At 61.2% G+C, this 12,678-nt stretch carries 15 protein-coding genes; 2 read left to right on the top strand and 13 right to left on the bottom strand.

All coding sequences use genetic code 11. The features are described 5' to 3' along the window. Positions 1-79 precede the first annotated feature (79 nt). From ACZ5BO_RS10675 to ACZ5BO_RS10620, 12 genes are all read right to left on the bottom strand, one after another. Positions 80-421, bottom strand: a complete 342-nt coding sequence (locus ACZ5BO_RS10675) for a ribonuclease E inhibitor RraB (protein ID WP_025128733.1) — start codon at positions 419-421, stop codon at positions 80-82. A 212-nt stretch (positions 422-633) separates the two neighbouring features. Continuing rightward, a complete protein-coding gene (locus ACZ5BO_RS10670) occupies positions 634-867 on the bottom strand; it encodes a hypothetical protein (protein WP_025128732.1) in 234 nt (77 codons plus the stop codon). Between the two features lie 133 nt (positions 868-1,000). After that, positions 1,001-1,609, bottom strand: a complete 609-nt coding sequence (locus ACZ5BO_RS10665) for an START domain-containing protein (RefSeq protein ID WP_464699619.1) — start codon at positions 1,607-1,609, stop codon at positions 1,001-1,003. 49 nt (positions 1,610-1,658) lie between these two features. Beyond that, complete coding sequence (locus ACZ5BO_RS10660; protein ID WP_081818659.1) at positions 1,659-1,913, bottom strand: YkgJ family cysteine cluster protein; 255 nt, start codon at positions 1,911-1,913, stop codon at positions 1,659-1,661. 169 nt (positions 1,914-2,082) lie between these two features. Beyond that, on the bottom strand, positions 2,083-2,598 hold the full coding sequence (locus ACZ5BO_RS10655; RefSeq protein WP_025128729.1) for a hypothetical protein: 516 nt from the start codon (positions 2,596-2,598) through the stop codon (positions 2,083-2,085). Between the two features lie 76 nt (positions 2,599-2,674). Then, on the bottom strand, positions 2,675-4,114 hold the full coding sequence (locus ACZ5BO_RS10650) for an aminotransferase-like domain-containing protein (RefSeq protein WP_025128728.1): 1,440 nt from the start codon (positions 4,112-4,114) through the stop codon (positions 2,675-2,677). A 205-nt stretch (positions 4,115-4,319) separates the two neighbouring features. Further along, positions 4,320-5,132 carry an OmpA family protein gene (locus ACZ5BO_RS10645; protein ID WP_025128727.1) on the bottom strand — a complete coding sequence of 271 codons (813 nt, stop codon included), beginning with the start codon at positions 5,130-5,132 and terminating at the stop codon, positions 4,320-4,322. Next, positions 5,129-5,485: a DUF4398 domain-containing protein gene (locus ACZ5BO_RS10640; RefSeq protein WP_464699616.1), complete on the bottom strand. Its 357-nt coding sequence runs from the start codon at positions 5,483-5,485 to the stop codon at positions 5,129-5,131. Before ACZ5BO_RS10640 ends, ACZ5BO_RS10645 begins: the two co-directional genes overlap by 4 nt. A gap of 9 nt (positions 5,486-5,494) precedes the next feature. Next, a complete protein-coding gene (locus ACZ5BO_RS10635; protein ID WP_464699614.1) occupies positions 5,495-6,319 on the bottom strand; it encodes a substrate-binding periplasmic protein in 825 nt (274 codons plus the stop codon). Positions 6,320-6,400: 81 nt separating this feature from the next. Next, positions 6,401-7,330, bottom strand: coding sequence for an electron transfer flavoprotein subunit alpha/FixB family protein (locus ACZ5BO_RS10630; protein ID WP_464699612.1), 930 nt, complete (start codon positions 7,328-7,330; stop codon positions 6,401-6,403). 1 nt (position 7,331) lies between these two features. Beyond that, entirely contained in the window at positions 7,332-8,081 is a 750-nt protein-coding gene (locus ACZ5BO_RS10625) for an electron transfer flavoprotein subunit beta/FixA family protein (RefSeq protein WP_185699531.1), read from the bottom strand. Between the two features lie 256 nt (positions 8,082-8,337). After that, a complete protein-coding gene (locus ACZ5BO_RS10620; RefSeq protein WP_102863892.1) occupies positions 8,338-8,529 on the bottom strand; it encodes a hypothetical protein in 192 nt (63 codons plus the stop codon). 99 nt (positions 8,530-8,628) lie between these two features. Between ACZ5BO_RS10620 and ACZ5BO_RS10615 the strand changes: the two genes are divergently transcribed. Beyond that, on the top strand, positions 8,629-10,293 hold the full coding sequence (locus tag ACZ5BO_RS10615) for an electron transfer flavoprotein-ubiquinone oxidoreductase (protein ID WP_025128723.1): 1,665 nt from the start codon (positions 8,629-8,631) through the stop codon (positions 10,291-10,293). 169 nt (positions 10,294-10,462) lie between these two features. Here the strand turns inward: ACZ5BO_RS10615 and ACZ5BO_RS10610 are convergent, their stop codons facing one another. After that, on the bottom strand, positions 10,463-11,353 hold the full coding sequence (locus ACZ5BO_RS10610) for an AraC family transcriptional regulator (RefSeq protein ID WP_025128722.1): 891 nt from the start codon (positions 11,351-11,353) through the stop codon (positions 10,463-10,465). Positions 11,354-11,533: 180 nt separating this feature from the next. Between ACZ5BO_RS10610 and ACZ5BO_RS10605 the strand changes: the two genes are divergently transcribed. Continuing rightward, entirely contained in the window at positions 11,534-12,586 is a 1,053-nt protein-coding gene (locus tag ACZ5BO_RS10605; RefSeq protein WP_025128721.1) for an NAD(P)-dependent alcohol dehydrogenase, read from the top strand. Positions 12,587-12,678 lie beyond the last annotated feature (92 nt).

Raw genomic sequence — 12,678 nt, 5'->3', positions numbered from 1 at the left:
TACCTTTTGCAGCCCCCGAAAATGCAATTGGCCGGCCCGCGGGCCAGCCAATTGTCAGTCTTGCAGCGCTAAACGCGGGTCATACCAGGCGCCCGCGAACCTCCTGCTTCACGCCCCAGCCTTCAATGATGCCGCCCAGGGGCTCGACCACCGCCTCGAAGTCCTGTTCAAAATCCCCGATGCCGCCATAGGTGGCGTACATCACCTTGCTCAACTCCAGGTACCAGGCGCCATCGTCACGCACGCTGATCTGGGCATTCAAGGATTCACCGCGAAAATGTCCTGCCGCCCTGCGCGCCCGCTCCTCATCCGGGAAAATGGCGTAGAACTCGATGGGATGGAATCGTGAAAAGTCAAAACCGCCTTCTTTCATGCGGCGCAGCACACTGCTGCTGATGTCTTCTTGAACGGCTGTGCTCATGAAACGTCCTCCTCAAACCGATGGATAGACTTTCCGTGCTTCCCGACCCACCGACAAAGTGACCGGTATCACGACCCGGGGAGGGTCGTCGGGAAACAAGCATGGAGCTGACAAGACCAGAGCCTAGCGAAGAGTTCGCTGATCTCGTTTGCAGATTAGCGTCAACCTCTGGACGCCGCCAGAATTTGCTGCAGGAGCGGTCTCTACCCCCTCTAGATCGGCATGATGCTGAGAATCTGAATACTGTTCTGCTCTTTCAGGCTCTTGAGGGTCGGTGCCTCGGTGCGCCCGTCCAGATCATTGAGATCCAGTTCGGCACTCACTGGCAACAGCTTGGCCCGTACCAGTTGCGCGGCACGCTCCATCGTCGGTTGCTGGTCGCAATCGAAATGCTCGACGGACTGGACACCATGATCATCAACGAAAGTGACTTGCCACTTTTGCATCAGTGCCTCCTCGATAGCCCCATGAGTGGGCCTACAGCATCTCGACCCTGGACCCTGGGCAAACGTTCCACCGCACGCTCATGAAAAGGCCGCCCGAAGGCGGCCTGAGTGAATCAGCAGAAACTTCGACCGCTCACGGCTTTTCGGCACGGACCTTGAGCGCCTTCAGGGTGTTGAAGGGCGCATCGACCACAAACTTGTTGGCCAGCCAGGACGGTACGCTACCCCCCGGCTCGGTGTGCACCTGGTAAGTCACCTCAACCTGGTCAGCACCTTTGGGGACGAACTTCCAGTAACCCTCGACCTGAGCCACGCGTACGAAGCCTTTCTCTTCGGGGATGTAGGTCGGCACGCCTTCGAGCTTGCGGGTCAGGCTGCCATCAGCCGCTTCGCTGGTGGTGATGTGCAGCACCGAGTCACGGGCGGTGACCGGCCACGGGGTGTTGAACTGGGTGTAGGTCCAGCTTTGATCACCTTCGTGCTTGAGCAGCTTCTGGGTCTTGCACTCGTGGATCCAGGAACAGGCGCCAGCCACGTCTTCCTGCAGCGCACGGAGCTTGGCGATGGAGGTCTTCATGGTGGTCACACCACGATAGGCCTTGTATTTGGAGCCGGCCACTTCACTCAGGGAGATCTTGATGCCGTCTTCGTCCTTGGCCGTTTGCCAGTCTTCGGCGTGGGCCGTTGCCGACAACAGCACGGTTAAACCACAGAGCACAGCCATTCGATGCAGCGAACCCATTGTCTTATTCCTTATTGTTGAAGTTCCGTTCATTGAGAACACTTTGAGCCTAGGCCGCTGTCACTTGCTCCCACCACCCGATCAGCCGGATGGCTTCTTCACGGCTTTCGCCACACACCTCAAGATCCGCCTGAAACGCCCCGCAAACAGCCGGCCGCTCTGGCATGCCGAACAGGCCACACAGATGTTCGACAGAAAGATGCAGGCAACGTTCTCCGGCCGGCTTGCCCTGAGGCATTCCGGGGATCGGGGTGCTGATGGAAGGGGCGATGCAGCAGGCGCCACAACCCTCACGGCAGTTCATGACGAAAAGCTCCTTGCGACAAGCAAAGTGTTAAATGACGCCCGCCAAGAGTAACCGCTAAAACAGCCGTTTAAAATTACTCAAAGAACGGATTTTCCCCGCAACTGTGCGTGACTGATCAGTCTCCGACAAAGTGTCGGTCAACCCGGTCACAGGCAGGCAGAAGTTTTTATTGCTTGAACTCGAAATCCAGGGCGGCGCCTTCGATATCCCGACGCTCCTCGTTGCGCAGCTGCAATTGCATTTCATTGCTGAGCAGACGGCCGTTGAGCTGGAACGGACTGTCTTCCTTGGGCTTCTCGCCAAACATCGGCGGCAGCAACGGCTCGCGCTTGGGCAAGGGGACGCTGCCCACGGGCTGCAGGTGCTTGACCATTTCCGGCGGCAGGCTCAAGTCCAGCTTGGGGCTGGTCAAGGGGGTCTTGATGTCTTGATAGGCCCACTTGGACTTGGCAGGGGGCTTCTTGTTTGCAGGCTTGGCCTTGGCGGCGTTGGCCGGGGCCTTGCTCTTGGTCTTGCTTGCGGAAGCCTTGCTTGCAGGAGCTTTCTTGGCGGTGCTCGATGGGCTCGGGTGCGACGTACCGGCGGCCGGTTTATCCGCAGCCGAGGCAGCCTGGGCAGGCGTGACAGCGGCAACTCCCAACAGGCAGGCACATAACCAGAAGGTAGGGAAAAAGGCTTTCATAAAGGCAGGTAGATCGACAAAAGGTGCCCTATGCTCGCTTGTTGCAGGCCCCATGACAAGCATGGGGCCACATTGTTTAGAATCCGCCGGCCGCTTCCTGGCACAACTGACTGGCCAGCATCCCCAGAGTCATCAAGGCCCGCTCGGCCTCACGGTTCCAGGGCGTTCCGCAGTTCAGGCGTACGCAGTGGTTGAACTGCTCGGTATTACTGAAGATCAGCCCCGGTGCAACGCTGATGCCCTGCTGCAGGGCACGCACGTGCAATTCCTGGGTGTTGACCCGGCCCGGCAGGCTGACCCACAGAATAAAGCCACCATTGGGCCGGGTGATTTGCGTGCCCTCCGGAAAGTACTGCTGTACCGCCAGCTGGAAGGCGCTCAGGTTCTTGCGATATTCCTGGCGGATGTAGCGTAAATGCCGGTCATAACCGCCATTCTCCAGATAGGCCGCGACCCCCATCTGGGTCACGCTGCAGGCCGAATGGGTGCTGAATGTCTGCAATCGCTGGATCTCCTGCTGGAACTTGCCAGCAATCATCCAGCCGATGCGCACCCCCGGTGACAGGGTCTTGGAAAAGCTCGAGCAGTAGATCACCCGGTCCAGCCGGTCATAGGCCTTGAGGGCCTTGGTTCGCCCCACCTCGAACATCAACTCGCCGTAGATATCGTCCTCGACCACCTGGATATCGAAGTCCGAGGCCAGGCGCAGCAGTTGCTTCTGCCGCTCCTCCGGCATGGTGCCGCCCAGGGGATTGCTCAGGCGCGTGGTCAATACCAGGGCCTTGATCGACCATTGGTTGGCTGCCAGCTGCAACGCTTCGAGGCTCATCCCCGTGGAGGGATCGCTGGGAATCTCGATGACCTTGAGCCCCAGCAGGTCTGCCAGTTGCAGCAGGCCGTAATAGGTCGGCGACTCTGCGGCGATCAGGTCGCCCGGTCGCGTCAGGACCCGCAGCGACATCTGCAGGGCATCGACACAGCCATGGGTAATCACTACCTCCGAGGGGTCGACCACGACGCCGGCATCGCGCATGCGGATCGCCACCTGCCGCCGCAGCGGCTCGAACCCCGGGCTGAACATGTAGCTGAACGCCCGGGGACTGTGGAAACGGGTGACCTTGGCCAACTGCTGGTGCAGCGCCCGTACCGGCAGGTAGTCGACGCTGGGCACTGCGGCCCCCAAGGGAAAGACTCCTTCGCGGCGAGACTCCACCAGCACCTGATGAATGATGCTGCTGCGGGTGACCAGGCCCGGACGCTCGACTCGGGCGATATCCGGCGTGGGCGCCGTCAGCGCCGGCGTCTGGTGCACGTAGTAGCCCGACTGCGGGCGCGCACGGATCAGCCCCTGGTCTTCCAGGTTGGCGTAGGCCTGAAGCACCGTGGCGTGGCTGACGTTGAGCTGCGAGCTCATCTTGCGCACCGACGGTACACGCTCCCCCGGCTGGTAGACACCACGGCGAATATCCTCAGCCAGCTGCTGAGCGATACGTTGATAGAGCAAGAGATTGGTCATGGCGCAGCACTCGATTTCACGGCGTTTTATTCTTGTGTGAAACAATACCGGCACAGTTTAGAAGTGTACTGGGACAGTTTCTACAATAGTCGAGGACACCGGGCAGTGAAAAGCAGAACTGTAGGGTTTTTGTGAACCTTGTGACAGACATGAAAAAACCCGGCGCCTGGCAGGCGTCGGGTTTTTTCAGGGCATCCGCTGGGTTTCAGCGAGCAGCGCCGAGCTGGCCCTTTTCATCGGAGAAGACGATCTCGACCCGACGGTTCTGTGCCCGCCCCCGCTCGGAGGCATTGGCCTCTACCGGATAGTCGTCGCCATAGCCCTCGACCTGGATCCGCTTCTCGTCGATGCCCAGGTCCACCAGCACATCCGCCACCGACTGCGCCCGATCGCGGGACAACTGCAGATTGCTCTGCTTTTCGCCGGTGTTGTCGGTGTAACCCTCAATGCGCACCACGCGCTTGGGGTTGAGCTGGAGAAACTGCACCACCTTGAGCACCGTGCGATTGGCCGAACTCTTCAGCTCCGCCTCGCCGGTATCGAACAGCACGTCCCCCAGGGTCATGACCAGACCGCGATCAGTCTGGGTTGTCGCCAGGCTGATGATCTGCTCCTCCAGCCACTTGCCCTGCTGCTGCACGCTGAGCAACTTAGCCTCGCGCAAGGCCAGTTGCAGGCGCTGACGCTCCAGTTCGAGCTTGGCCGCCTGTTCCTGGTTCAGCGCCAGCTCCGTGTGCTCACGGGCAATTGCACTGTAACGACTGCTCAAGTAGGCGTAATGCTCCACGTCGCCACCGCTGCCCCAATAGCTGGACAGGCGATCGGCACGGGCCAGAGACTCACCGGCACGGATCACGTCCTTGGGCGCGATACGCAGCACATTGGAGTCCTCCTTGACCTTCTGGAAGTCATTGCCGGCCTGTTGCAGGGCTTCTTCGCTGTGCTGGCCGGCACAGCCAACGAGACTGGCGCCGGCCAGCAGTACAGCGCTGGCAAACAGTGGCTTGATCAGTTTCATTGGGCGTCTCCCAGCTGTTTGCGCAGACGCGTGATACGGGTATTGAGCACGTTCACCTGTTCCTGGCTCTTCTGGGTCAAGACTTTTGCCTCCGCCAGGCGCGCATCCAGCTCCGCCTGCTCGGCACGCATCCGTGCCTTCTTGTAGGACTCATCCTGCATATTGCCCTGGGCCCGGGAGTACTTGTCTTCGGCCAGTTTCAACTCAGGCACGTCGTCGACTGAAGCCCCCACGGCCTTGGCTTGTTCCAGCGCCTGGGCCGTGAGGCGCATCTGTTCGTTGGGTGCGGGATCGGTTGCACAACCCGCCAGGGCCAGAAGGGCCAGGGCAGCGAAAATAGGTCGAATAGTCACACGATATTCCTACGGTTTTGGGCTGCTGACGGGTTGCTGCATCTGAGCCTTCCAGCGCTCCAGATTGCGCTGCAGCAAGGCCTCCGTCAGACCGGACGCGGGCAATTCTGTCATCTTTTTGGCCAACTGTCCGCGCAACCATGGGTCATTGCAGGCGGAGTTGTGGGACAGCGCGAGAAACAGCCCCGGTTTGTCGACCGGCTGGGGAAAGGACGCCAGATCCGCCGCCATCCCCAAGGACTGGGCCATGGCCATGCCCGCGTAACGCGGCGCCAGAACGTAGTCCACTTCCCCCAGGAGCAAGGTCTGGAACACCTGGGTCAGGTTCGGCAGAGGCTTGAGTTGCAGGTGCGCCTTGGCCATGGCCTGGAAAGGCTGGGTCAGCCGGGCCTTTTCCGATACCGCGCCGGGATGGCCGGCAAGATCCGCCGGCTGGGTATAGCTCAGGGTCGAGTCCTTGCGGGTCCACACCAGGTAGTCATTCTGCACCAGGGCCGGATGGATGTAGTCCAGGGACTCCAGCTCGTTCAAGGTCAGGGGCGCGTCGGCCAACAGATCCATGCGCCCGCTGCGCACTTCATCCAGGGCCTCGGAACGCTTGCCGGCATACAGCAATTCGACCTTGAGCCCCAGCTCTCCCGCCACCTGCTGCAACAGATCGGCGCTGGCCCCGATCAGGTGCTTGGGATTTTGCGGGTCGCGCCACAGGTACGGCGGTGCATCCGGGCTACCGGTGACCACCAGGCGTTCGCACTTGCCTGCAGCCATCGACAGCGATGGCAACAACGTCAGGCCCAACAGCGCTGACCAGCCACTCATGCGGCGCAGATCCATGGCGAAATTCTCCCCAGCAAAAAAAACACATAAAAAAAGCCCGGCCAAGGGGCCGGGCTCTTTATAAGTGAAGCCGCCGGATTAGACCAGCTTCTCCAGCTCAGGTACGGCTTCGAACAAGTCCGCCACCAGACCGTAATCGGCCACCTGGAAGATCGGAGCTTCTTCGTCCTTGTTGATCGCAACGATCACCTTGGAGTCTTTCATGCCGGCCAAATGCTGGATCGCGCCGGAGATACCGACGGCGATGTACAGCTGTGGCGCAACGATCTTGCCGGTCTGGCCGACCTGCATGTCGTTCGGTACGAAGCCTGCGTCCACCGCAGCGCGGGAAGCGCCGACAGCAGCGCCGAGCTTGTCGGCCAGGGCGTACAGGTGCTTGAAGTTGTCGCCGTTCTGCATGCCGCGGCCGCCGGAAACGACGATCTTGGCAGCGGTCAGTTCAGGACGGTCGGACTTGGCCAGCTCTTCGCCAACGAAGCTCGACTTGCCGGCATCGTGAGCGGCGCCGACGGCTTCAACCGCGGCCGAACCACCTTCAGCGGCAACGGCGTCGAAGCCGGTGGCACGCACGGTGATGACTTTCAGGGCAGCCGAGGACTGCACGGTAGCGATGGCGTTACCGGCATAGATCGGACGCTTGAAGGTATCAGCGCTTTCTACCGAGATGATCTCGGAGATCTGGTCGACGTCCAGCTGAGCGGCAACCCGCGGCAGGATGTTTTTGCCGTTGGAAGTAGCGGCAGCCAGGATGTGGCTGTAGCCAGCGCCCAGTTCGGCCACCAGCGGCGCAACGTTTTCCGGCAGTTGGTGAGCGTAGGCGGCGTTGTCGGCCACCAGCACTTTAGCCACGCCAGCGATCTTGGCCGCAGCTTCAGCCACAGCGCCAACGCCCTGGCCGGCTACCAGTACATGCACGTCACCACCGATTTTGGCAGCAGCAGCAACGGTGTTCAGGGTGGCCGGAGCCAGCGCCTTGTTATCGTGTTCGGCGATTACCAAGATAGTCATGTCAGATTACCTTCGCTTCGTTTTTCAGTTTCTCGACCAGTTCAGCCACCGACTTGACTTTGATGCCTGCGCTGCGGGCAGCCGGCGCTTCGACTTTCAGGGTCTTGTTGGTGGAGGCGGTGGAAACGCCCAAAGCATCAGGAGTCAGCGTTTCAAGCGGCTTCTTCTTGGCTTTCATGATGTTTGGCAAAGACGCGTAGCGCGGCTCGTTCAAACGCAGGTCGGTGGTGACGATGGCTGGCAGGTTCAGCGCAACGGTCTGCAGGCCACCGTCGATTTCACGGGTGACATTGACCTTGTCGCCAGCCACTTCGACCTTGGAGGCGAAGGTGCCTTGAGCGTAACCGCTCAGGGCCGCCAGCATCTGGCCGGTCTGGTTGTTGTCGCTATCGATGGCCTGTTTGCCGAGGATCACCAGCTGAGGCTGTTCCTTGTCGACCACGGCCTTGAGCAGCTTGGCCACGGCCAGGGAGTTCAACTCTTCAGCGGACTCGACGAGGATCGCGCGATCGGCACCCAGTGCCAGGGCGGTACGCAGTTGCTCTTGAGCAGTAGCAGGACCGATGGAGACGACGACGATTTCAGTCGCTACACCTTTCTCTTTCAGGCGTACGGCTTCTTCCACTGCGATTTCGCAGAAAGGGTTCATCGACATCTTGACGTTGGCGAGGTCGACGCCGGAGTTGTCCGCTTTGACGCGAACCTTGACGTTATAGTCGACCACTCGTTTGACAGCTACAAGAACCTTCATGGATTCCTCGTTACTCTCCGGTGAAAAGAAAGTCGCCTAGGCGAGAACCTGGCGGTTGATGCTCATCGGCACAAGGGCACCTCCAAAAACGCTGGCGCACAAAGGTTGACCTTGCTCACGGGGTGATGACCGCTCGTCAGTGGTGACCGACGGGTCATTCATTATCGCGGCGTGTAAACTGCGCAGATTCAAGCTGCGCGGCGCGTCACCTTTACTGCCTTTGCCCTGTCTTTAGAGGTGCTCTTGAAACCAACAGTCAGCCTACGGCGAGCGCAAAACCGACCGTATCTTGACCGGAACGCCTTTTCCGGTCAATACGGCAAAATAGCCGTTTATAAGCCGCGCTTCTTTGATTTATCTGGGCTGCGGCAAATTCAAACAAACGTTTGTATTGGACGCTGAGAGTGGTGTAGATATAATGCGCCGCCCAGAGAGAAAGGTCGGCCATCCTCACCTCCTCCCCCCCTGTGTGATGGGAGAAAGCGCGGATGCAACGCCAAACCTCCAATTAGAAAAAACCGTTGAGCCTTGAGTAGGAGATAGCCTAGTGGAACGCGAATACATGGAATTCGACGTGGTCATCGTCGGTGCCGGCCCCGCAGGCTTGTCCGCCGCTTGCCGCCTTAAGCAGAAGGCCGCTGAAGCCGGCAAGGAAATCAGCGTCTGCGTGGTTGAAAAAGGCTCCGAAGTCGGTGCTCACATCCTTTCCGGTGCCGTGTTCGAACCACGGGCCCTGAACGAGCTGTTCCCGGACTGGAAAGAGCTGGGCGCCCCGCTCAACACCCCGGTCACCCGCGACGACATCTATGTCCTGCGCAGCGGTGAAGCGGCCACCAAGGTTCCAGACTTCTTTGTGCCCAAGACCATGCACAACGAAGGCAACTACATCATTTCCCTGGGTAACCTGTGCCGCTGGCTGGCCCAGCAGGCCGAGAACCTGGGTGTGGAGATCTACCCGGGCTTCGCCGCCCAGGAAGCCCTGATCGACGAAAACGGCGTGGTCCGCGGGATCATCACCGGTGACCTGGGTGTCGACCGTGAAGGCCATCCAAAGGACGGCCTCTATACCCCTGGCATGGAACTGCGCGGCAAATACACCCTGTTCGCCGAAGGCTGCCGTGGCCATATCGGCAAGCAGCTGATCAAGCAGTTCAACCTGGACAGCGACGCCGACGCCCAGCACTACGGCATCGGCCTCAAGGAAATCTGGGAAATCGATCCGGCCAAGCACCAGCCAGGCCTGGTGGTACACACCGCCGGCTGGCCGCTGGACATCATGAGCAACGAGAACACCGGCGGCTCCTTCCTCTATCACCTGGAAAACAACCAGGTGGTGGTGGGCCTGATCGTCGACCTGTCCTACGCCAACACCTACCTGTCGCCGTTCGATGAATTCCAGCGCCTCAAGCATCACCCGGTGCTCAAGCAGTACCTGGAAGGCGGCAAGCGCATCAGCTACGGCGCCCGGGCCATCTGCAAGGGCGGCCTGAACTCGCTGCCGAAGATGGTATTCAAGGGCGGCGCACTGATCGGCTGCGACCTGGGCACCCTGAACTTCGCCAAGATCAAGGGCAGCCACACCGCCATGAAGTCCGGCATGCTCGCCGCCGATGCCGTGGCCGACTCGCTGTTCGCCGGTTCCGAAGGCGCCGACGAGCTCAAGAGCTACGTCGACTCGTTCAAGTCCAGCTGGCTGTACGAAGAACTGTTCGCCAGCCGCAACTTCGGCCCGGCCATGCACAAGTTCGGCCCGATCATCGGCGCCGGCTTCAACTGGATGGACCAGAACATCTTCGGCGGCAAGCTGCCCTTCACCCTGCACGACACCAAGCCGGACTACGCCTGCCTGAAGCTGGCCAAGGACTGCGTGAAGATCGACTACCCGAAACCCGACGGCAAACTCAGCTTCGACAAACTGAGCTCGGTGTTCATCTCCGGTACCAACCACGAAGAAGAACAGCCGTGCCACCTGAAGCTGACCGACCCGAGCATCCCGCTCGGCCGCAACCTGCCGCTGTACGACGAGCCTGCCCAGCGCTACTGCCCGGCCGGCGTGTATGAAGTGATCACCCAGGAAGATGGCGAGAAGCGCTTCCAGATCAACGCCCAGAACTGCGTGCACTGCAAGACCTGCGACATCAAGGACCCGGCCCAGAACATCACCTGGGTCACCCCGGAAGGCGCTGGCGGCCCGACTTACCCGAACATGTAAGCCGCTGCGATATAAGAAGGCCCCCTTTATGGGGGCCTTTTTCATGCCCGGGATTCGGCGACACCGCAACCTGTAGGAGCCGGCTTGCCGGCGAAGCCCCCCCCAAGCCTTGCTCCGGCCCAAGAGCGCCTTCGCTGGCAAGCCAGCTCCTACAAAGGGCGCGGTGTTTTCAGGCGGCGCGTTCTTCGCCCGGGTTGCGTTCGAAGTAGCGCTTGTACTCGCGGCTGAACTGCGAAGTGCTCTGGTAGCCCACACGATGCGCCACCTGGGCCACGCCCAGCCCCTCTCCCAGCAGCAGCTGCTGGGCCTTGAGCAGGCGCAGGCGCTTCAGATACTGCACCGGTGACAGCAGGGTGCTGCGCTTGAAGTGCTCATGGAAGGTCGAAGTGCTCATGTTGGCGCAGCGGGCCAGGGTCTCGACGTTCAACGGCTCGGTGTAGTGCTCGTGCAGGTGGTTGAGCGAGGCCGCAACCCGGGCGAACTGCCCCTGCTGCTCCACCAGCGCCCGCAGCGCATCGGCCTGGGGCCCACGCAAAGCGGCAAAGAGCAACTCGCGCACCCGTGAAGGACCCATGACCTTGCACTCCAGAGGATCGTGCAGGCAGCGCAGCAGGCGTTCCACGCAGCCACGCATGGCGTCGTCGAGCACCGCCGAAGTCATCGACTCCAGGGTCTGCGCCGAGGCCGCCCGGCCCTCGCTGACGCCCATGGCCAGCACCAGCTCGCTCAGCACTGCCCGGTCGATGGCGATGGAAACCCCCAGCAATGGCGCATCCGGCAAGGCGAAGGTTTCGCACTCGAAGGGCACCGACAGGGCCTGGATCAGGTAATGCCCGGCGCCGTATTCCAGGGTCCGCGTGCCCAGGTAGGCCAGCTTGCTGCCCTGGGCAATGATCATCAGGCTCGGTTCGTAGATCTGCGGGCCCCGCGCCACATCGCAGCTGGCCCGCAGCACCTTGACCCCGGGCAAGGCGGTAGCAACGAAGCCCTCGCGACTGGCAAGGGGCTGGATCAGCGAGACCAGGGTGGCGTTGGCGTCCAGATGACGGGTCAGCAGCATGCAGAAAACTTCACGAAAAAAGGGATGAAAACATCATCGCAGGTCTGCACGCCAATGCCGCGTGAAAACCGCCAATGCCGGAGGAATAGGCATGACATGCCGAGGAATCACCATGGTTGCCCCGAGGCCCGACGCAGAAAATGCCCCGCCTCAATCGTCAGTGTTTTTGCGAGGTCCACCATGTACACCGCCATCGGTTATGCCGCCCAGTCGGCCACCACTCCCCTCGCCCCCATGAGCTTCCAGCGCCGCAGTCCACGTGCGGACGACGTCGCCATCGAGATCCTCTACTGCGGCGTCTGCCACTCCGACATCCACCAGGCCCGCAACGAATGGGGCATCGCCGTGTACCCGCTGATGCCGGGCCACGAGATCGTCGGCAAGGTCACCGCCGTCGGTGCCAACGTCAGCAAGCACAAGGTCGGCGACCTGGTGGGCGTCGGTTGCATGGTCGACTCCTGCCGCCACTGCGAGGCCTGCGCCGCGGACCTGGAGCAGTATTGCCTGCAAGGCCCGACCATGACCTACGCCACCCCGGACCGGGTCGATGGCAGCAACACCATGGGCGGCTACTCCGACAGCATCGTGGTCAGCGAGCACTTCGTGGTGCGCATCCCGGAGAAACTCGACCTGGCCAGCGCCGCGCCGATCCTCTGCGCCGGCATCACCACCTACTCGCCGCTCAAGCACTACGGGGTCAAGGCCGGTGACAAGGTAGGGATTCTCGGCATGGGCGGCCTGGGCCACATGGGCATCAAGTTCGCCAAGGCCCTGGGCGCCGAAGTGACCCTGTTCACCCGCTCCGCGAGCAAGGCCGAAGAGGCCCGCCGCCAGGGTGCTGACCACGTGATCGTGTCCACCGATGCGGCGCAGATGCAGTCGGTAGCCGGGCATTTCAACTTCCTGCTGGACACCATCCCGGTGCCCCACGACCTCAACCCCTACCTCGACACCTTGCGTTTCGACGGCGTGCATATCCTGGTGGGCCTGATCGAACCGGTAGACCCGGCGCTGCATGCCGCCAAGCTGGTGATGAGCCGCCGGGTGCTGGCCGGCTCGCTGATCGGCGGCATTGCCGAGACCCAGGAAGTGCTGGATTTCTGCGCCGAACACGGCATCACCTGCGATATCGAAATGCTCGATATTCGCCAGATCAACCAGGCCTATGAGCGCATGATCAAAGGGGATGTGAAGTATCGCTTCGTGATCGACATGGCGACCTTGAAGGCCTGACCCTCGATGTCATGACGGCCCGGCTTGTCGCGGGGAGGCGCTCCACGGCGTACGCCCTCGCCGGCAAGCCGGCTCCTGCATGGGCCAGCCGA

The sequence above is a fragment of the Pseudomonas sp. FFPRI_1 genome (assembly GCF_055384485.1).
This window is presented reverse-complemented; position numbering and strand designations above follow the sequence as displayed.

What these genes read in the sequence shown, in the direction of transcription:
- ACZ5BO_RS10670 (WP_025128732.1), bottom strand. Translation starts at nt 867, where the DNA reads ATGCAAAAGTGGCAAGTCACTTTCGTTGATGATCATGGTGTCCAGTCC.
- ACZ5BO_RS10620 (WP_102863892.1), bottom strand. Translation starts at nt 8,529, where the DNA reads ATGGCCGACCTTTCTCTCTGGGCGGCGCATTATATCTACACCACTCTC.
- ACZ5BO_RS10675 (WP_025128733.1), bottom strand. Translation starts at nt 421, where the DNA reads ATGAGCACAGCCGTTCAAGAAGACATCAGCAGCAGTGTGCTGCGCCGC.
- ACZ5BO_RS10665 (WP_464699619.1), bottom strand. Translation starts at nt 1,609, where the DNA reads ATGGGTTCGCTGCATCGAATGGCTGTGCTCTGTGGTTTAACCGTGCTG.
- ACZ5BO_RS10625 (WP_185699531.1), bottom strand. Translation starts at nt 8,081, where the DNA reads ATGAAGGTTCTTGTAGCTGTCAAACGAGTGGTCGACTATAACGTCAAG.
- ACZ5BO_RS10605 (WP_025128721.1), top strand. Translation starts at nt 11,534, where the DNA reads ATGTACACCGCCATCGGTTATGCCGCCCAGTCGGCCACCACTCCCCTC.
- ACZ5BO_RS10655 (WP_025128729.1), bottom strand. Translation starts at nt 2,598, where the DNA reads ATGAAAGCCTTTTTCCCTACCTTCTGGTTATGTGCCTGCCTGTTGGGA.
- ACZ5BO_RS10660 (WP_081818659.1), bottom strand. Translation starts at nt 1,913, where the DNA reads ATGAACTGCCGTGAGGGTTGTGGCGCCTGCTGCATCGCCCCTTCCATC.
- ACZ5BO_RS10645 (WP_025128727.1), bottom strand. Translation starts at nt 5,132, where the DNA reads ATGAAACTGATCAAGCCACTGTTTGCCAGCGCTGTACTGCTGGCCGGC.
- ACZ5BO_RS10610 (WP_025128722.1), bottom strand. Translation starts at nt 11,353, where the DNA reads ATGCTGCTGACCCGTCATCTGGACGCCAACGCCACCCTGGTCTCGCTG.
- ACZ5BO_RS10635 (WP_464699614.1), bottom strand. Translation starts at nt 6,319, where the DNA reads ATGGATCTGCGCCGCATGAGTGGCTGGTCAGCGCTGTTGGGCCTGACG.
- ACZ5BO_RS10630 (WP_464699612.1), bottom strand. Translation starts at nt 7,330, where the DNA reads ATGACTATCTTGGTAATCGCCGAACACGATAACAAGGCGCTGGCTCCG.
- ACZ5BO_RS10650 (WP_025128728.1), bottom strand. Translation starts at nt 4,114, where the DNA reads ATGACCAATCTCTTGCTCTATCAACGTATCGCTCAGCAGCTGGCTGAG.